We start from the raw sequence: 18,074 nt of genomic DNA, 5'->3' as shown, positions 1-18,074 counted from the left end.
CCCGGTCCGGGTCGGCCTGTCGGTGCCCCGGCGTAGGCTTCGGGCAGGTACGGACGTGACAGGGGGCGGAACGTATGGCTGCTGGGGTGGGACAGAGGTGGGGGTCGGACCTCGACTCGGTCGTGGTGTACGCGCAGGGCGCGCTCTGTCGCCGTGTGGCGCGCGGCATCGTGCCGCCGGACGGCCGCGTGCGCGTGACGGGCCTGCCCCGTTCGCTGGACCCGGGCTCGCTGCGGGCCGGTGTGGTGGGATCCGCCGGGGTGCGCGTCACGGAGGCCCGGGTGGAGGTCGAGGCCGAGCCCCTCGGCGCCGACGCCCCCGACGCGTTGCGGCGCGAGGTCGAGCGGCTGGCCGAGGAGCACGCGGCTGCGCGGGCCCGCCGGGACCGGCAGTCGGGCCTGATCGAGGAGGTGCGGGCGCTGCGACCGGTGCCACCGCCGCGCAGGCGCGACGATCCGCACCGCCGTACGCCGGTCGACGCCTGGTTGGACCTCGCCGACTTCGTCGACGAGCGGCTGACGCGGCTGCACGCCCGCCTCGTCGAGCTGGAGGAGGCGTTGGGTCTGGTCGGGCACGAACTCGCCGTCGCCTCGGACCGGCTCGCCCGCGCCTCCACCGACGCGCCGCCGGCGCACGTGGGGACCACGGTCTGCGCGGTCCTGACCCTCGACGGCGCCGGCGCCTCGGACACCGAGGTGGAACTGGAGCTGGAGTACGGGGTGCCGGGCGTCGTCTGGGTGCCGGCCTACCGTCTCACCCACCGTCAGGGGGACGGCACGGGCCGTCTGGTGCTGCGTGCCTCGGTCGCGCAGCGCACCGGGGAGGACTGGACCGGCGTACGGATCGCCCTGGCCACCGCCGACCTCCGCCGCCGGACCGACCTGCCGAAGCTCCGCTCGGTCCGGATCGGACGTCGGCAGCCCGATCCGGCGCCGTCCGGCTGGCGGGAGCCCCCGGCCGGCCTCGCGGACCTGTTCGCCGGATACGCGACCGCCGGTCCCCGCCCGGTGCCCGTACCCGCGAGGGCCGGTGCCGCCCCCGTACAGGCTCCCCCGCCCCCGGCACCGGCACCGCCACCGCCACCGCAGGCTTACGGCGGTCCGCCGCCGCCGTCCGCGCTTCCCGTGCCCGGCGGCGCCCCGGAGTTCGTCGGTGGCGGGGCGCAGGCCTTCGCGCAGCCGGCACGGGCGCGATCGGCCGCGAGGCCGGGCGGCCCCAGGTCCGTCGCCGCCGGCGCCATGGCTCCGGCGGCTCCCGGCATGGCCGCGCCCCGGCCGGCCCCACCCGTCGGTCCGCCGCAGCCGAGCGGCGCCGAACTCGACTACGCGGCGCTCGTCCTGCGGGGTCCCGAGGAGCCGGCCGGCCGGCGGGGCAGGTTGTTCCCGAACCCGCCCGTCGACCCGGTGGCGGCCGAACACCGCCGCCGCGCCGAAACGGTGGCCGCGCTGCCGCTGCCCGGGCACGCGGTGCGGCCCCGCGAGTCGGCGGGTTCCTTCGATCACCGGTTCGACGCCGCCGCCCGCGCGGACGTACCGTCGGACGGAACCTGGCACACCGTCACCGTCACCGACATCCCGGTCGGGCTGCGCACGGAGTACCTCTGCGTGCCGTCCGTCGAGCAGACCGTGTACGCGACGCTCGTCCTCTCCAACGCCACCGGTCAGGCTCTGCTGGCCGGCCCCGTGGAGGTCATCGTGGACGACGAGTTCCTGCTGACCGCCGCGCTGCCGACGCTCGCCCCCGGCGGTGTCCGCCGGGTGGGGCTCGGTGCGGCGGAGGGGATCCGCGTCACCCGTCGCACGAACCTGCACGAGTCGACGGCCGGACTGCGCAACAACGTCACCGTCCTGGACCACCGGGTCCACGTCGAGGTGGCGAACCGGCTCGCCGGAGCGGTCACCGTCGAGGTCCGTGAGCGGGTGCCCGTCACCTCCGAAGCGGACGTCCGCATCGAGGAACGGGCCGACTGGACCCCACCCGAGGACGGCGCTCCGGAACACCACGCTCCGGGTACTCGGGTCTGGCGCGTGGAACTGCCCGCCGGCGGCACCACCGCCCTCGAAGGCGGCTACGAGATCCGCATCCCGGCCGGCAAGGCCCTCGTCGACGGCAACCGCAGGAGCTGAAGCACACCATGTCCACGGCCCCGAAGCCGATCGCCCTGCCCGTCACCGCCGTCACCTGTCTGGAGGACCGCGCCCACATCGAGCGCACCGCCGTCCTCGATCTGGAGGCCGGGGTCCAGCGGCTGCGTCTGGGACCGGTCACCGCGCTGGCGGTCGACCGCACCCTCCACGCAGAGCTGATCGCCGAGCACACGGCGACCGTGCTCGACGTACGGATCGTCCGCGCGTGGACCCCGCGCGCCCCGCTGCCGCCCACCGTGGACGACTCGGCCGTGCGCCACCGCGAGCACGCCATCGAGGAGGAGCGGACCGCCCTCGGGCAGCGACGGGACCGGCTGCGGGCCCGGCTCGACGCGCTCGGCCGCCTCGCCTCGGACCTGCTGCGGGACATCGGCGAGGGTGCCGGTGCCGGAGAGCCCGAACGGGACCGCTGGAACCGCGAACTGGACCGCGTCGACGAGGAACGCGACGCGTGCGGCGAACAACTCCGGGCGGTGGAGGCACGGCTGGCCGTGCTCTCCGTCGAACTCCGCCACGTCCAAGGCGCCTTGGACCTCGCCGAGGAGGAACCCGCCGAGCTGGTCGGTCACGTCGAGCTGACCGTGGACGCCGCGGTCGCCGGGCCGGTCCGGTTGCGGCTGAGCCACCTCACCCCGTGCGCGCTGTGGCGGCCCGCCTACCGGGCGGTGCTCGACGGGGACTCCCTGACGCTGGAGACCGACGCGGTCGTCTGGCAGCGCACCGGGGAGGACTGGTCCGACGTACGGCTGACGTTGTCGACGGCCCGGTCGGCGCTGGCCGGCGATCCCCCGCGACTGACCGAGGACCGGCTGACGCTGAAGGACCGCTCGGCCGCGGAGCGCCGCACCGTCGACGTGGAGCTGCGCGAGGAGGAGATCGGCGACCTCGGCGCGGCCCCCGTGCTCGGCCTGCCGGGGGTGGACGACGGCGGCGAGGCCCGGGTGTTGAGCTCCCCCGTACCGGTTTCGGTGCCTGCGGACGGGCGCGCGCAGCGGGTGCCGATCTCCTCCTTCACGGCGGCCGCGAGGAGCGAGTACGCCTGTTCGCCCGAGCTGTCCCCACTGGTGACGCAGGTGGTGCGGTGTGACAACCGGTCGGGCCACGCGCTGCTCGCGGGCCCCGTGCACCTGGTGCGCGGCAGCGGGTTCAGCGGTCGTGGCACGCTGGACTTCACCGCTGCCGGCGCCGCCTTCGAGCTCGCCTTCGGCAGCCGTGACGACCACCGGGTGGTCCGGCACGCCGAGGAGTCCCGCGAATCGGTGGGGATCACCCAGCGAACCCTGGTCACCCGCACGGTGCGGCTGCACCTCTCCCGGTTCTCGGCGCCCGGGGAACAGGATGACCGGGTCGTCGCCGTCCGGGAACGGATCCCCGTGTCGGAGGTCTCGGCGGTGGAGGTGCGCCTGCGCCGGGAAGCGTGCTCCCCGGCTCCGGACGCGGTCGATGCCGATGGCATCGCCCGCTGGGACGTGACGCTCCCGCCCGGCGGCCGCCGTTCGGTCACCCTGGTCTACGAGCTGTCGGCGAGCGCCAAGGTCGTCGGGCTCTGAGGCCCGACGGCCGGGCCGGGCACCGGACGACGGTGGGTGGTACCGGTCAGGCCGGGTCGACGGTGATGACGCGGCTCGGGTCGGGCATCTCGTGGGCATCCGCAGCGGCGGGAGCAGCCCGGCGCAGGTCAGCCGGTCTCGCGGAGCAGGTGCGGCGCGGGGGCGGCACCTGCCGCCGCTGCGGCAATGCCGTCACGTCGACGCGGTCACGACTGGTCCCAGGCGTCGACGGTCAGCATCTGGTCCTCCGTGCACGCGGCCATTCGATCGGGGGACATCGACGCGGAGAGCACCACGTCGCCGCGCCCGATCGGGGGCCCATCGGCGAGCAGGGGCAGCAGGTCACCGGCGCGCACGACGTACCGGCACGGGTAGCCGCCGTTCAACAGTTCCTTCGCCTTGCCCGCGAGCTCAAGGTCCCGGAGCCAGTCCGTCCCGAACGGTCTGACGGACCAGAACGCCAACGTCGCCGCCGCTTCGGTCGGGGGCGTGGCTTCGGCCATCTCCGCGGGGCTCAACGTCGATACCGTGATGTTCCAGCCGAGCATGCGGCGATTCCTCCCCGATTCAGTACCGTTCGCCGCATCGTAGGCAGCTGCACGTGAGCCGTCCAAGGCGTGCGCGACGGGCCACTCGCCCTTGCCGTGCGAAGCTCGGACCATGGCACCTGCGACAGTCCGGGGACTTCCCCTGCCCGCCCCGCTGACATCCCTCATCGACCGCGGTCTCTGGAGGCACCCGGGTGACGCGGTGCTTGCGAAGGTCGTCCCGTGGTTCGAGGACCCGCTCGCCTTCGTGGCGGACCCGGAGCAGATGGCGTTCGCGTCCCGATCGATGGACATCGTCGCCGACGATCCGAGCGCCGGCTACTTTCGCCAGGCCCGCGGAAGCAGGGGCACCGCCCCGCTCGAACTGCCGTGGCTCGACGTCGAACAGGCGGTGCTGATCGCCATCACCCGCAACCCCGGTGATGACGGCGCCCTGGCACTCGACTACCGGACCGATCCTTCGGATCCCCGCGTTGTCGGCAGTGACTACTGGACGGACCCCGATCGGTGCCGGTGGCGGGTCGTGGCACCCACCTTCTCGGGCTTCGTCACGAGCTGCGCCACTGCGACGAAGTCCGAGCGCGGTACCAGCACGCCGCTGCCGCCGACCCGGCCGTCCGGGCGAGGATGACCGCCATGGACACGTCGGTCCGGAGGTGGATCGCGCTCCCCCGGACGGGGAAGCGGCTCAGCTCCGGCCGCGGTCGGTCCACGGGCGGAGTTTCTCCGGGTTGCGGATCGCCCAGATGTGGGTGATCCGGTCGTCGGCGAGGCTGAAGGCCGCCACCGTGACCGTGGTCCCGGCGTGCTGGGCGACCAGACCGGGCCGGCCGTTGACCGTGCGTTCCAGGAGCGTCAGCCCAGGGGCCTTGTCGGCGATGTGGATCAGGTAGGCGGCGACGTTCTCGCCGCCCAGAACCGGGTGGAGGACGGTGCCGACCATCCCCCCGCCGTCGGCGGTCATGGTCGCATCGGGGTCGAGGAGCCCGACGAGGGCCTCGATGTCCTTGGCCTCCCAGGCTTCCTTGAAGTTCCGCACCAGACCGGCCTGTCCGGCCGTCGCGGCCGCCGGTGCCCGCGCCGCGCCGATGCGGCGGCGGGCCGATGAGGCCAGTTGTCGGCAGGCCGCCGGCGTCCGCCCGACGATGGCGGCTACCTCGGCGAAGGGGTACCGGAACACGTCGTGCAGGACGAACGCCACACGTTCGGCCGGCGTCATCGATTCCAGTACGACGAGGAACGCCATGTTCACCGACTCGTCCAGGGTGACCCGGTCCGCGGGGTCGGCCGATTGGGCCGCGCCGCCACCGGCCGAACCGCTGATCCACTCCCTGCGGTCGGGCAGCGGCTCGGGTATCCAGGCGCCGACGTAGCTCTCGCGCCGCACCCGCGCAGAGCGGAGCAGGTCCAGGCAGATGCGACCGGCGACCGTGGTCAGCCAGGCACCGGGCGCCGCGATGGCCTCCTGCTGCTCCCGCGACATCGCGTACCAGCGGGCGTAGGTCTCCTGTACGGCGTCCTCGGCCTCGGCCAGCGAACCGAGCAGCCGGTAGGCGAGGTTGATCAGTTGCCGCCGCTCGCCGACGACCGCGCTCAGGTCCGGCTCGGACCGCTCGTGCCGCGCCTCGGATGGGGTGCTCATGGTGGCGGCCTCTCCTTGGTTCTCTCGTCCGGTTCCGCTCTCGCCACTTCGACGAAACAGCGCGCCGGATCGTGAGGCAGGCGGTCGCGCCTCACATTTCGCGGGCCCATCTCGTCGGGTCATCAGGACAGTACAGATCCACTGCCACGAGGCAGAAGAGGGGACCACATCATGGCCATCACCCGAACGACCACTACAGCACGCCACCACCACCTCGCGACGTTCCTGCGCGTCTCGGTCTTCCTGCAGACCGCGGCCCTCTTCTTCCAGGCGGTCACCGCCGGGATGCTGCTGTCCTCGTCCCTCGGCGGGGTATTGCACGACGTCGGATCGCGCGTCATGTACGGCGCCTCGATGTTGTACGTGCTCGCCGCGGTCCTCGCCTGGCGACCGGGCGGCAGATCGCCGCGTCCCATCCTCTACGCGTCCGGCTTCCTCGTCCTGGCCTCGGTGCAGGTGGTGCTGGGCATCGCCCACGTACCGTCGGTCCATGTCCCCCTGGGCATCCTGATGTTCGGCCTCAGCTTGCTGGCGCTGGCCTGGACGCTGTCCCCCTACCTGCCGCGGCGCTCCACCGAGGCCCGTGCGTAGCCGCGGCGCGCACCTCCGCCTGCGGGAGTTCCGGACGGTGGTTCCCCGACGGGCCCGACCAAACAGTGACATGCGCCACAGGGCCCCCTTGGATCACGGAACCATTACGACCGCATGAGGGTCCCTGACATGTCACCATTTGCCCGCCGACGGTCGACATTCCCCTCTCCGCCGAAATGAGCATCTCGAATAGTGGGACGGCAATGAGCAACATCGCTCGTCAAAACGGTTTCTGAATATCCGTCAATGATCTCAAACTGGCCTCGGCCCGCGCGGCAGGCACGATCGTCCGGTCATTTCAAGCCCGGTGCGCACCGCTGACGCTCGGGCCGGCGGCGAGACTTGCCGGCCCGTTGGGGGGCTTCCAAGAATGGCGGCTCACCCGGCGCTCCCGCAGCCAGGGGCGCAGGACGCTTCGCAGGAACCAAGTGAGGTCAGGTCACGTATGCAGAGGCACCGCAAGACGACGCACTACAGGAAGATATCGATCGCCGCCGTGACGCTCGGCGTCGTGGGCATACCCACCGCCGCCATGGCATGCCTGGACACGGACGGGAGCTCGTCCCGCGCCTCCCAGAAGCCCTCCGCGCGCCCTTCCTACAGCGCTTCGGTCCCCGACGTGCCCCTCCCCGGCGTCGCTTCCCCCACCGAGTCGACCCAGAGCCCCGGCCCCACCCCGACGGATCCGACCGGTGCGGGCGACACCGGGGCGACCGTGCCCGTCGTACGGACCTCACCGGCCCCGCCGCGGACGCAGCCGAGCACCACCCCCGCTCAGCCCCCTACGGCGACGAAGCCCCAGGTGCCGACCAAGCCGACGAAGCCGGCCGAGCCGACGAGCCCGCCCACCGGGCAGAAGCCGCCCACCGCCCCCGGATCCGGGCCGACGGCCCAGGTGGTGGCCCTCGTCAACCAGGAACGCGCCAAGGCCGGATGCTCGGCTCTCACGGTCAATGACAAGCTGACGGCGGCCGCGCAGAACCACAGCCAGGACATGGCCTCCCACAGCAACATGTCGCACACCGGATCGGACGGCTCCGACCCGGGCCAACGCATCACCCGCGCCGGCTACAACTGGAGCACGTACGGCGAGAACGTCGCTTACGGGTACAGCTCGCCGGAGCAGGTCATGAACGGCTGGATGAACAGCCCCGGCCACAAGAAGAACATCCTGAACTGCGCGTTCAAGGAGATCGGCGTCGGGCTGGCCCAGCCGAACTCCTACTGGACGCAGGCCTTCGGCGCCACGCGCTGACACGCCCCACCGCTCCCCGCCCGGGGCGGGGACGCTCACTCGCGTCCCCGCCCCGGGCGCTCGGCGATCAGCCGGCGGCGGTCCCGTTCCGCAGGCGGTCCCGGAGCTCCGCGGTGTCCGCCAGGAACCAGGTCTGACGTCCCCGGTTGCACTCGCGGACGAAGTCACGCAGGGCCGAACTGACCCCGGTGTGGCGGGTGATGTCGCCGAGGACGACGAGCCCCATGCCGTAGTTGGCGAACTTCTGGACGATGTCGCCCGCGACGCGGCTGCTCAGCCGGAAGAACTCGTCGTCGAGGCGTTCCGCGGGGATGACCACCCACCGCGCGCCCTGATAGCCGGCGTTGCCGATGAGGTCCAGGGCGTCGGCTTCGCAGCGGATGGTGTCACCGTCGGGTGCGCAGGTGAACACAGGAACGTCATGGATGGTCAGCAAGGTACTCATGGAGTCCGAGGGTAGTTCCGCGGCTGCCCCCAAGCCGACCGATCTGCACCCCCGTCAGACCCGCCCCCGGGTCCGGGGACGTCGGTTCCGCCCTGTCACCTACTCTCCGACCAGGCAGAACGGATGCCCGGCCGGATCGGTGAGCACCCTCCACCTGTCCTCGTCGGGCTGGTGCGCCGGCTTGCTCGCCCCCAGCTCGATCAGCCGGGCCTCGGCTTCGTCCAGGTCTTCGACCGCGAAGTCGAGGTGGATCTGTTGGGGTGCGGTCGGGTCCGGCCAGCGAGGGGCCCGGTGGTCGGCCACCCGCTGGAACCCTATGAACAGTCCGGCTTCCCCGTTGAGACCCGCGAAGTCGGCGTCGGATGCCGGATGTGGTTCGAGGCCGGTGGCCTGCTCGTAGAACGCGGCCAGTGCCTGCGGATCGGGGCAGTCGAGGGTGATGGCGCGCAACCTCATCTTGAACGGTTCGATCGACATGAGTGCCAGCATGCGGGAAGCAGCTCCCACGTGCGCCGGAAGCCCCTCGGGCCGGGGCGTCGTGTGCCAGGGTGTGGGGGTAGGCCAAAGGGAGGACGAGATGACCGAGAAGCCGCTCACGCACAAACAGGCACTCGCCGCGGTGATCGGGGCGTTGGGCGGTACCTGGGACACGGAGCGTGCGGTACTGGCCCTCCGCCTGGCGGGCTACGAGCCGACGGTCGATGAGGCCGCCGGCAAGGAGGCCCGCCGCCACCTCCGCGACCTCGCGGAGGACGGGGTCCTCGTGCGGCCGGATCCGGACCGGGCCGTCTATCGGCCGGCCTGATCGACCGCGTCGTCCCGGCCGCCCGCCGTTCGGGACCGGCCGGTGCGCACGCGCGAGCCGGCGGTGGTGCGGGTTTCCCGGGTGAACTCGCTTTCTTCTCGGCTCTGTTCGTCCGATCCTGATCGGAGCCGGATGAGGAGTCCGGCGGCGGGGCCGCGTCAGCAACCGAGTGCGACCGGGCCGAGGCCCGGCGGGAGACGCCGTACGGCCGCGGCCACCGCCTCGGCCGCTGTGGGGAACACGGGGTCGCCCTCGTTCGGGAAACCCTCGGCCACCGAGTACCGGTCGGCGGCGTGGGTCACCAGCGACGCACCGACGACGGTGAGGCGGGGGCGCGTCCTGGTCGAGAAGCGCAGCGTCCAGTGGCTGGTGAACGGGTAGAGCCGACGCAGCGCCGGCTCGGCGCGGGCCGCCTCGACGAGGGCCTGGTAGGCGGGGCGCCAGGCGTACTCCAGCTCGCTCGCCTCGGTGAGCAGGTGCTGCCACGCGCTCTCCGCCATGTCCGCCGGATTGAGGTCCGGTACCTCGAAGCGGCCTGTCAGGTGGACGAACGGGGCCGCCCGCCGGATCTCGCGCAGCGCCACCCCGTCGTGCCATGCCGCCGCCGCCTCGGCGACCTGCGCCAGGTCGTCGGTCCTGCCGTCGATGACCGGCACGTCCTCGAACCCGTCGTTGCCACGGATCGACCAGTGCCGTTCGTGGGCGCCGGCACTGACCCGCAGGGGTTTGCGGTGCGGCAGGGGGCAGCCGACCGTGACGGCGCGCAGCGGGGCGAACTTCGGGGTGGTGAGTCGTACGGCGTCGAGACGGCCGCCCGCCACGGCCCGGAGCGCCGCGGCGAGACTTCCGTGGGCCGCTGTCTCGGGGTACAGGACGGCTGGGTCCGCAGGTGTGATCACGGCCCCCGATTGTGCCCGACACATCGGTCACGCGTACGAGCCCGACGGCCGGCGCGGGTCACACCCAGGTGTAGTTCTCGTCGGTGACGGCCGCGAGGGCGGCGTCGGCGACGCCCGCGCGCGGGCCGGCCAGTGCCGCGAGAGCCGGCCCGATGGGTGGGAAGATCGGGAGGCCGGCGGTCTCGCGGTAGTCGACCCATACGACGGTTCCGAGTTCGTGGCTGCCGTCGGGAAGCTCGTCCCACTCCTGCTCGGCCAGGCCGGCGCGGACCTCCGGGGTGATGTGCAGGCGGTGGATCAGGTGGAGCTTGCGCGGCGCCGGCGTGGGACCGGGGCGGCTGACGCGCTGGTCGACGACCCACAGGAGGTCGCCGCCCTCGGCCCGGTCCACGTCGAGTTCGAGCTCCTCGGCGAGTTCACGGCGCAGGGCCCGCTCGAAGCCTTCGCCGTCCTCGACGTTGCCGCCGGGCGGGGTGTAGTGGGTCGAGCCGTCCCGGTCGCGGCGGATGAGGGCGACGTCGTCGCCGCAGAAGACCAGGGCCGCGACGCGGACCTTGATCCGGGAGAACGGGGTGGTCGTCGGCGTACTCGGAGTGTTTGCCATGACGGCCAGTATCGCGGCCGGCCCTCAGCCGGGTCCGCGGACCGTCCCGGTATCGCTGTCCCTCCGGCCCCGCGTGATCGGCCCGGTCGCCGCGGCCGGGATGACGACCGGCGGTTCCTGCGGGCCGTCGGGCCAGAGCCACAGCGCTCCGGGCGGGGCGGTGCCCGTCAGGTAGGCGATGAGCGGTTCCCCGCGCCGACGGAACGGGTGTGCGGCCAGTCGGGCCCGGGCTTCGTCCAGGGGCACCCAGGCCGCCTCCAGCACCTCCCCGTCCGGATCGAGGGGGCCCAGCGTCCCCGTCGGCCGCTCCGCCCGGAAGGTGATGACGGTCCAGGTCCCGTCCCACCCCGGCTCGTCCGTCACCGCGTGCTGCGAGACGCAGGCCAGGCCCGTCGGCCCGGCGACGGTCAGCCCGGTCTCCTCGTGGACCTCGCGCACCATCGCGTCGTGCGCGAGTTCGCCCGGCTCGACGACCCCGCCGGGGAGGACCCATTGCTCCGGCCCGGCCGGCGGACGTTCGCGAACCATCAGCAGGCACCCGTCCTGCTCGACCACGGCCGACACTATGGTCCTGGACATTCCCGACATCTACCCCACCCCTCCCCGCGCGGTCAACAACGCGGCGCACGACGCGGGCGTCGGCACGTCAACCCGTCCCGGGCACAGAACCCTTGCGACGGTCGACCGGACGAACTCCCGCTGCGCATAGAACAATCGATGAACGGACAGGCGGGTACACGTGCACCCACCAGCCCCGCGAAGCTTAGTCGGACGACCGGTCGACACCCGCCGTCCGGGCGGATTTCCGCTCGTCGCCCGGTCGCGCGGAACGCCGGCCGGGACCGCTGTCCGTACGCGACCGCCCACCGGTCGGGTGACGGCGCGCTCGCGCCGCGCCGGAGGGGTGGGTCGCAGCGCGATCATCGGAGGTCGCATCCTTGGACCGAACGACTTCGCGTACCCGCGCGACGCACCCGAGCAATGAGGAGCATCCGATGAACACCGCCGGAGCAGGTCCGCAGCTGCCGGACGCGGCCAGCGTCGCCAATGCGAAGACGACGCTCCTCCAGCTCCTCGCCCGTGCGGGCGTCTTCACCGGCGACGCGGAGGAACTGATCGGGGTCGTCGAGGCCGGCGCCCTGGCCCGCGCGTACGAGGAGCTCACCGGCGGTGTGCCGGGCGCTCCGGCCGGCGGAGGCGAACCGGACGGATCCGACCGGCTCGGCGCCGCCGTCGACGTCGTCCACGAACTCGGCGGCATCGCCGAGCGGGCCCTGCGGCACGCCGTCGGCTCGGACGCGCCGGTCTCCGCGCCCGAGGACCGTCCGCGGGTGCGGAGGATGGAGGTGGAACGGGCGCAGGTCGCGGTGAGCCCGCTCTACCTGTCCCTCACCTCCGTGTCCGACTTCGACCCCGAGGTCACCACGGAGGTGCTCTCCGCCGTCCTCGGCACGATGGGTTACAGACAGCGGGCGATGTACGCGGGGCAGCTCACGGAGTTCGGTTCCGCCCACCGGCCCCGTCTGGAGCGGCTGTACGCCGAGTACGGGCCCGGCAGCGCCATCTCGATCCACGGCCGCTACTCCTTGATCCACTCCCCCACCAGCCTCGCCGTGCTGGAGCGGCTCGTGACGGCCCCGTCCGCGCTGCGGGAGGAGTGGGACGCGGCCGAACTCCCGCCCGCGTGGCTGGACGGCCTGCTGACGGCGTGGGACGCCTCGGCCTGACCGACGGGGCCCCGCCCCCGCCCTACTTCAGGCAGTCGGCCACCAGGCGGCGCGCGTACGCGGTGTCCAAGGGGCTCGGCCGGAAGAGGACGCGGTACATGATCGGTGCCACGACGGCGTCGAGGACCGTTTCGACGTCGGGGGCCGTCTCGCCGCGGGCGGTCGCCCGCCCCAGGATGACCTCGATCGCCTCGGCGGCGTACCCGGAGCACAGGCCGGCGTTGCTGCCGTCCGGGTCGCCGACGAGGGCGTCCCGGATGTAGGCGCGGCCGACGTCCGAGGCCATCTCCTCGACGAACTGCTCCCCCCAGGCCCGCATGTCGGACGCCAGGTCACCGAGGTCCGCCGGTTCCGTGTCGGGCCGCAGGTGTTCGACGGCGACGTCCGAGAGCAGTTCTTGGAGGTCCCCCCAGCGGCGGTAGATCGTCGACGGGGTGACGCCGGCCCGGCCGGCGATGAGCGGAACGGTGAGGGCGCCGCGGCCCAGCTCGGCCTCCAGCTCCTGCGCGGCGGCGTGCACCGCCTGCTGGACGCGGGCGCTGCGCCCGCCGGGACGGGCCATGGGTCTGGGCATGCGCCCCACCCTAAAGCACACCCGGGGCGCCGCCCGGGGCGCCGGCTCCGTCCGCCCGTACCGCGGAACGGCCCGCCGACGCGAGGGCTCGTACGGGCCGGGTGAGCTCGTACGCGTGCCCGGTCCGCAGCAGGGTGGCCTCGCCGAGCGGGCGTCCCATGAGCTGCATGCCGATCGGCAGTCCGGCCGCGTCGTGTCCGACCGGCATGGTCAGCGCCGGTATTCCGGTGATGTTGGCCGCCGCCGAAAGGCGGACGTAGCTGTCGGAGACGGTCTCCACCGTGCCGTCGGGCCAGGTGAAGTCCTCCTGCCCGACCGGTGCGGCGGTCGCCGGGACGGTGGGGGCGACGATGACGTCGACGGTGTCCAGCAGGCCGAGCCACGCCTCCCGCATGAGGGTGCGGGCCCGCCGGGCCCGCAGGTGGTCGCCGGCGGGCATGAGTTCGCCGGCCTCCAGGAGGATCCGGACGTCCGGCGCGTACAGCTCCGGCACGGTCCTCAGCGTCCGCTCGTGGTAGGCGGTGGCTTCCGGGACCATGAGGCCCCACTGGGTGGCCCGGATGTAGCGCGTCATCGGGATCTCGACGTCGACGAGTTCGGCCCCCAGTTCGGCGAGGTGGTCGACGGCCCGCCGGACGGCGGATTCGACGTCGGGCGCGACGTGGTCGAAGTAGTGGTTGCCCGGCACGCCGACCCGCAGCCCGGCGAGGTCCTCGGCGGCGACGGGTCCGCGACCGACGGCCGGGCGGTGGTCGGCGGGGGCCACGGACAGGGACGCGGGGTCGCGGGGGTCGTACCCGGCCAGGGCCGTGAGGACGAGCGCCGCGTCCTCGACGGTCCGAGTGAGGGGGCCGACGTGGTCGAGCGACCAGGACAGGGGCGTCACACCGTGGCGCGGGACGAGCCCGTACGTCGGTTTGAGGCCGACGACGCCGTTCAGGGCGGCCGGTACGCGGATCGACCCGCCGGTGTCGGTTCCCAGCGCGAACGTCGCAGCGCCGGCGGCGACGGCGACGGCCGAGCCCCCGCTGGAGCCGCCGGCGACCCGCCGCGCGTCCCGGGCGTTCCTGGTCTGGGGCGTGGTGAGGCCGTAGGCGAACTCGTGGGTGTGCGTCTTGCCCACGAGCGCCGCACCCGCGGCGTCCAGGCGCTCGGCGACCGTGCTGTCGGCGTCCGCCCGGTGACCTTCCCGTACGCGGGAACTCGCGCTCGTCGCCACGCCCTTCGTGTCGATCAGGTCCTTGAGGCCCATGGGGATCCCCTGCAAGGGGCCCGTGTCGCGGCCCGCCGCGAGATCGCGTTCGGCCCGGCGCGCGGAGTGCCGGGCCCGCTCGGCCGTCACGGTCACGTACGCCCCCAGGAGCGGTTCCGTGGCCTCGATCCGGTCCAGTACGGAGTCGACCAGTTCGGTGGGTGACAGGCGGCCGGCCCGGATCTCCCGGGCGGAGGCCGCCAGGGAGAGTTCATACGGCTGCATCGGTCTCCCCCCGCGCGTGGTCGTGGCCGGTTGCCGGGTACGTCTCGCCGAAGTCGAGTTCCCGCAGGACCGAGACGACGGAGTGGATGTGGTTCGCGGTGGCCGCCACGGCCGCGTGGCGGTCGTCGGGGAGCGGGAGTCCGGTCCGGGCGGCCCATCGGGCCGCCTCCCCGGGTGTGAGTTCGGCGTCGGGCATGGGTTCTCTTTCCGGATCGGGGCTACGGCCGGCGGGAGTTGAGTCCACCGAGCAGCCAAAGGCCAACGGTTTGCCTTGGCCGACCGTAGGGGCTACGTTCCCTTAACGCAATCCCGTAGCTTTAATGCCAGGGGCGTCGCCCCCCTGCCCAGTGCCGAGGAAGTCGCGCCATGAACGAGCCGACCACGAAGAACACGACGAGCACGCCTTCGGCCGATGTCGGCCGCACAGCCGTCCCCCACTGGTCCGTGGGGGACGTGACCGTCCATCGGGTGGACGAGGTTCCCCTCGTGCCTGCGACCGGGCGCTGGCTGCTGCCCGACGCGACCCCGGCCCTCGTCGCCGAACAGGATTGGCTGCGGCCCGACTTCGCCGACCCGGAGGGCGTCCTCCACCTGTCCAGTCACAGCTTCGCGTTCTCGGTCGGCGGGCTGCGCGTGCTGGTCGACACGGGGATCGGCAACGGCAAGGAGCGGGCGAACCCCGCATGGCACGACCTGCGCACCGACTACCTCCAGCGCCTCACGGCCGCGGGCCATCCGCCGGAATCCGTCGACCTGGTGATCCTGACCCACCTGCACACCGACCACGTCGGCTGGAACACCCGGGAGGTGGACGGCGAATGGGTCCCCACGTTCGGCAACGCCCGCTACCTCACCTCGCGCACCGAGCGGGAGTTCTGGGCCTCCTACCCCATGGACGAACCGCGACGGCAGATGTTCCGCGACTCCGTCCATCCGGTCGAGGAAGCGGGGCTGCTCGACCTCGTCGACGTCCCGGCGGAGGGCCTCGACATCGCCCCCGGCCTGCGCCTGGTCCCCACCCCGGGGCACACGCCCGGCCACCTCGCGGTCCGAATCGGCAGCCGCGGCGCCACGGCCCTGATCACAGGTGACTGCGTCCATCACCCCGTCCAACTGCCGCACCCGCACATCGGCAGCTGCGTCGACATCGACCCCGTGCGGTCGGAGGCCACGCGCCGGGCACTGCTCTCGTCCCTCGCCGGCACCGACGTCCTGCTCCTGGGCTCCCACTTCCCGCCGCCCACCGCGGGCACCGTCCGTGCCCACGGGGACCACTACCGGCTGGATTCCGTCCCGGCGCGCCACTGACGGTGCGCGCCGACGGAGCGGCCGGTCAGCCGCGCCGCGCCGCGAGCCGGTGCTCGTGGACGCGCAGGTGCAGTGCGGCCAGGTCGAGCAGCGGTGTGGCGACGCCCGCGGCGCGGGCCCGGACGGTGAGGTCGGTGAGGACGTGGTCGCCCTCGGTGGGGCGGCCCGCGACGAGGTCGCGGTAGAGCGACGGGGTCAACGGCGAGCCGGGCGCGGTGAGCACCCCCTCGGTGAAGGCGCGTTCGGCCTCCGGCAGGGGATGTCCGGCGGCCGCGGCCACGGCTGCCGCCTCGGCGAGCAGGGCGGGCCCCAACTCGGGCCCGCCGGCGACGGCGTTGACCTCGCCGACGGAGCCGCGCATCAGGCAGGTCAGCGAGATGAGGGTGGCGATGAAGACCCACTTGTGCCACATGGCACCGACCACGTCGTCGGTGGCCGGCGAATCGATGCCCGCTCCGGTCAGGGCGGCGCGTACGGCGTCCACGCGGGCGGAGGGACGACCGTCGAGTTCGCCGGTCTGGATCACGGCGGGCGGGGCCATGCGGAGGATGTCACCGTGATCGTTCAGGGTGGTGACGACCTTCGCGACGCCCCCCAGGACCGCTTCGGACCCGAAGCGTTCGACGAGTACGTCGAGGTGGGCCATGCCGTTGAGCAGGGGGACCACGGCCGTGCCGGGTCCGACGGCGGGGGCGAGGTCGGACAGGGCCGCCTCCAGCGCCGTCGACTTCACGGACAGCAGCACCAGGTCGTAGCCCGTACCCGGCGCCTCGGCCGTCACCAAACCGGGGGTCAGGCTCAGGCTCTCCCCCTGCCCCGCGACCCGCAGGCCGCGGGCCCGCAGGGCGGCGGCGCGGGCGGGCCGGACGAGGAAGGAGACGTCATGGCCCGCTCGATCGAGGCGGGCGCCGAAGAAGCCGCCGACGGCGCCGGCTCCGACCGTGAGGATCCTCATGAGGGGGTGCCTTTCGTGACAGGGGCAGGGGTGGGTGCGGGGGTGGGCGTGGTCGTGGTCGTGGTCGTGTTCGTGGAGGTGGCGGGAGGCAGCGGGGTGAGCAGGCGGTGCGGGTGGTGCAGGGCCGCCGACACGGGATCGTCGGCCGGGTCGGGTCCGGGGAGTCCGGGACCGGGGGTGAGCAGGATGTCCCGTACGTCGACCAGGACGCCGCACCCCTCGCAGCGGCCGTCCCCGGTGAGGGCGGCGCCGTCTCCCGCGTGGCGCAGGATCCTTCGGGGGCCGCCGCCCTCGGGTGCGTAGTGCAGCTCCCCCCAGACGGTGAGGGCCCGTACGGCCGGCCACAACTCCAGCCCCTTGGCAGTGAGCTCGTACACCTCGCGCTTGCCGGGTCCGGGAACCCGGGCGAGGACCCCGGCCCGGGTGAGGGTGGTGAGGCGGTCGGTCAGGACCGCGCGCGGGAGGCCGAGGTGGGCGGCGAAGTCGCCGAAGCGGCGGACGCCGAAGAAGGCGTCGCGCACGATGAGCAGCGTCCAGCGCTCGCCGATGACCTCCATCGAGCGGGCGAGGGCGCAGCTTTGGCCGCGGTAGTCGCGGGGCAGCGTCATGCCGCCGACCCTAGATCACATGGTTCGGTGAGTGAACTCTTTTTCATGGCCGTGTCACGAATCCGCCACAGGGCGGGCGTGGCGCGAACCGGGTGGGGCGCGGGGTCGTGTCCATCGGTGCGAGAGCCGGTGCGGGACCGGCCCGTGAGCCTCGGGAGCACCCATGCGGTACACAGCGACCGTCCGACGCGGCACGGTGGTTCTGGTGGCGGCCGCGGCGGCCACCGCCCTGGTCACGGGTTGCACGCCGACCGGCGAGGACGGCGCGGCCACCGGCCCGTCGGCCCCGCCCGCGGCGTCCGGCCCGGCGAAGCCCACGGCGTCCGCCACGCCGACGGGTCCGGGATCCGGCGGTGCGACTTCCGGTGGTGCGACTTCCGGCGGTACCGCTTCCGGCGGTGGGGGCAAGGGGACGCCGAGCCCGTCGGGGTCGGCGCCGGCGACCGGGGCCAAGCCCTGCGCGAGTGGCGCCGTCAAGGTGTCGGAGGGCCACCAGGCCGACGTCCGGCCGCCCGGCACGGGCACGGGGGCCGCCGTCGTCTCGGTCACGAACACCTCGTCGCAGCCCTGCGCGCTGACCGGCTTCCCCACCGTCGCGGGCGCGGGCAACGGCTCCCCCGACAAGAACCGACCGCTCACGGTCACCCGCGGCGGGACGGCCGTCCCGGTGACGTTGGCCCCGGGGGCCCGCGCCTGGACGAAGCTCACCTTCGTGCAGGTGCAGGGCGAGGCGGACGGCTACTGCGTGTCCGGAGCCACCCCGTCCAGCTTCCCCACGCTGGTCCTCGGCGTGCCGGGCGCGGGCGCGCACCAGATCGCCATGGACGACGGGGTGTTCGCCGAGTGCGACGACAAGGTGACCGTCACGGCGTTCTCCGCCACCAAGCCCTCCTGATGCCGCGCCCGGCCGGGTCCGGACGGAGTGCCGAGCCTCCGCCC

At 73.3% G+C, this 18,074-nt stretch carries 21 protein-coding genes; 9 read left to right on the top strand and 12 right to left on the bottom strand.

The features are described from left to right. Positions 1–86 precede the first annotated feature (86 nt). Both NOD94_RS04400 and NOD94_RS04395 read left to right on the top strand, forming a co-directional pair. A complete protein-coding gene (locus tag NOD94_RS04400; protein ID WP_281204340.1) occupies positions 87–2,126 on the top strand; it encodes a DUF4139 domain-containing protein in 2,040 nt (679 codons plus the stop codon). 8 nt (positions 2,127–2,134) lie between these two features. Next, entirely contained in the window at positions 2,135–3,697 is a 1,563-nt protein-coding gene (locus NOD94_RS04395; RefSeq protein ID WP_281204339.1) for a DUF4139 domain-containing protein, read from the top strand. 206 nt (positions 3,698–3,903) lie between these two features. Here NOD94_RS04395 and NOD94_RS04390 read toward each other — a convergent pair whose 3' ends face one another. Next, positions 3,904–4,245, bottom strand: a complete 342-nt coding sequence (locus NOD94_RS04390) for a hypothetical protein (RefSeq protein WP_281204338.1) — start codon at positions 4,243–4,245, stop codon at positions 3,904–3,906. Between the two features lie 112 nt (positions 4,246–4,357). Here NOD94_RS04390 and NOD94_RS04385 point away from each other — a divergent pair, with 112 nt between their 5' ends. Beyond that, positions 4,358–4,876 carry a hypothetical protein gene (locus NOD94_RS04385; protein ID WP_281204337.1) on the top strand — a complete coding sequence of 173 codons (519 nt, stop codon included), beginning with the start codon at positions 4,358–4,360 and terminating at the stop codon, positions 4,874–4,876. A 57-nt stretch (positions 4,877–4,933) separates the two neighbouring features. On the opposite strand, the gene sigJ is transcribed toward NOD94_RS04385, so the two are convergent. Beyond that, the gene (gene sigJ, locus NOD94_RS04380) at positions 4,934–5,887 is read right to left on the bottom strand and encodes an RNA polymerase sigma factor SigJ (protein WP_281204336.1); all 954 of its coding nucleotides are present in this window, start codon (positions 5,885–5,887) and stop codon (positions 4,934–4,936) included. 171 nt (positions 5,888–6,058) lie between these two features. On the opposite strand from sigJ, the gene NOD94_RS04375 reads away from it, so the two are divergent. Then, on the top strand, positions 6,059–6,478 hold the full coding sequence (locus tag NOD94_RS04375) for a hypothetical protein (protein ID WP_281204335.1): 420 nt from the start codon (positions 6,059–6,061) through the stop codon (positions 6,476–6,478). A gap of 445 nt (positions 6,479–6,923) precedes the next feature. Then, the gene (locus tag NOD94_RS04370; protein WP_281204334.1) at positions 6,924–7,733 is read left to right on the top strand and encodes a CAP domain-containing protein; all 810 of its coding nucleotides are present in this window, start codon (positions 6,924–6,926) and stop codon (positions 7,731–7,733) included. A 67-nt stretch (positions 7,734–7,800) separates the two neighbouring features. Here the strand turns inward: NOD94_RS04370 and NOD94_RS04365 are convergent, their stop codons facing one another. Together NOD94_RS04365 and NOD94_RS04360 are read right to left on the bottom strand one after the other, a co-directional pair. Next, positions 7,801–8,178 (bottom strand): DUF4180 domain-containing protein, encoded by a 378-nt coding sequence (locus tag NOD94_RS04365; protein ID WP_281204333.1) that lies wholly within the window; start codon positions 8,176–8,178, stop codon positions 7,801–7,803. Positions 8,179–8,277: 99 nt separating this feature from the next. Continuing rightward, positions 8,278–8,655, bottom strand: coding sequence for a VOC family protein (locus NOD94_RS04360; RefSeq protein ID WP_281204332.1), 378 nt, complete (start codon positions 8,653–8,655; stop codon positions 8,278–8,280). 100 nt (positions 8,656–8,755) lie between these two features. Between NOD94_RS04360 and NOD94_RS04355 the strand changes: the two genes are divergently transcribed. After that, a complete protein-coding gene (locus tag NOD94_RS04355; RefSeq protein ID WP_281204331.1) occupies positions 8,756–8,983 on the top strand; it encodes a hypothetical protein in 228 nt (75 codons plus the stop codon). 158 nt (positions 8,984–9,141) lie between these two features. Here the strand turns inward: NOD94_RS04355 and NOD94_RS04350 are convergent, their stop codons facing one another. The 3 genes from NOD94_RS04350 to NOD94_RS04340 are packed head-to-tail and all read right to left on the bottom strand — an operon-like array spanning position 9,142 to position 11,065. Beyond that, complete coding sequence (locus NOD94_RS04350; protein ID WP_281204330.1) at positions 9,142–9,882, bottom strand: DUF6193 family natural product biosynthesis protein; 741 nt, start codon at positions 9,880–9,882, stop codon at positions 9,142–9,144. Positions 9,883–9,940: 58 nt separating this feature from the next. Next, positions 9,941–10,486: an NUDIX domain-containing protein gene (locus NOD94_RS04345; protein ID WP_281204329.1), complete on the bottom strand. Its 546-nt coding sequence runs from the start codon at positions 10,484–10,486 to the stop codon at positions 9,941–9,943. A 24-nt stretch (positions 10,487–10,510) separates the two neighbouring features. Beyond that, entirely contained in the window at positions 10,511–11,065 is a 555-nt protein-coding gene (locus NOD94_RS04340; protein ID WP_281204328.1) for an NUDIX hydrolase, read from the bottom strand. A 416-nt stretch (positions 11,066–11,481) separates the two neighbouring features. Here NOD94_RS04340 and NOD94_RS04335 point away from each other — a divergent pair, with 416 nt between their 5' ends. After that, positions 11,482–12,213 carry a hypothetical protein gene (locus NOD94_RS04335; RefSeq protein ID WP_281204327.1) on the top strand — a complete coding sequence of 244 codons (732 nt, stop codon included), beginning with the start codon at positions 11,482–11,484 and terminating at the stop codon, positions 12,211–12,213. Positions 12,214–12,235: 22 nt separating this feature from the next. On the opposite strand, the gene NOD94_RS04330 is transcribed toward NOD94_RS04335, so the two are convergent. The 3 genes from NOD94_RS04330 to NOD94_RS04320 are packed head-to-tail and all read right to left on the bottom strand — an operon-like array spanning position 12,236 to position 14,460. Further along, a complete protein-coding gene (locus tag NOD94_RS04330; RefSeq protein WP_281204326.1) occupies positions 12,236–12,787 on the bottom strand; it encodes a TetR/AcrR family transcriptional regulator in 552 nt (183 codons plus the stop codon). 10 nt (positions 12,788–12,797) lie between these two features. After that, positions 12,798–14,264, bottom strand: a complete 1,467-nt coding sequence (locus NOD94_RS04325) for an amidase (RefSeq protein ID WP_281204325.1) — start codon at positions 14,262–14,264, stop codon at positions 12,798–12,800. Beyond that, positions 14,251–14,460 (bottom strand): hypothetical protein, encoded by a 210-nt coding sequence (locus NOD94_RS04320; protein WP_281204324.1) that lies wholly within the window; start codon positions 14,458–14,460, stop codon positions 14,251–14,253. The genes NOD94_RS04325 and NOD94_RS04320 overlap by 14 nt, the downstream gene beginning before the upstream one ends. A gap of 170 nt (positions 14,461–14,630) precedes the next feature. On the opposite strand from NOD94_RS04320, the gene NOD94_RS04315 reads away from it, so the two are divergent. Beyond that, complete coding sequence (locus NOD94_RS04315; RefSeq protein WP_281204323.1) at positions 14,631–15,572, top strand: MBL fold metallo-hydrolase; 942 nt, start codon at positions 14,631–14,633, stop codon at positions 15,570–15,572. A 25-nt stretch (positions 15,573–15,597) separates the two neighbouring features. On the opposite strand, the gene NOD94_RS04310 is transcribed toward NOD94_RS04315, so the two are convergent. Beyond that, positions 15,598–16,527 (bottom strand): 2-dehydropantoate 2-reductase, encoded by a 930-nt coding sequence (locus NOD94_RS04310; protein ID WP_281204322.1) that lies wholly within the window; start codon positions 16,525–16,527, stop codon positions 15,598–15,600. Next, the gene (locus NOD94_RS04305) at positions 16,524–17,135 is read right to left on the bottom strand and encodes a helix-turn-helix domain-containing protein (protein WP_281204321.1); all 612 of its coding nucleotides are present in this window, start codon (positions 17,133–17,135) and stop codon (positions 16,524–16,526) included. Before NOD94_RS04305 ends, NOD94_RS04310 begins: the two co-directional genes overlap by 4 nt. Before the next feature lie 163 nt (positions 17,136–17,298). Here NOD94_RS04305 and NOD94_RS04300 point away from each other — a divergent pair, with 163 nt between their 5' ends. After that, entirely contained in the window at positions 17,299–18,030 is a 732-nt protein-coding gene (locus NOD94_RS04300; RefSeq protein ID WP_281204320.1) for a DUF4232 domain-containing protein, read from the top strand. The last annotated feature ends 44 nt before the right edge of the window (positions 18,031–18,074 follow it).

The organism is Streptomyces sp. Isolate_45, from assembly GCF_024721315.2.
Classification (GTDB): domain Bacteria; phylum Actinomycetota; class Actinomycetes; order Streptomycetales; family Streptomycetaceae; genus Streptomyces.
The sequence above is the reverse complement of the archived record's forward strand: the minus strand, read 5'-3'. Positions and strand labels throughout refer to the sequence as shown.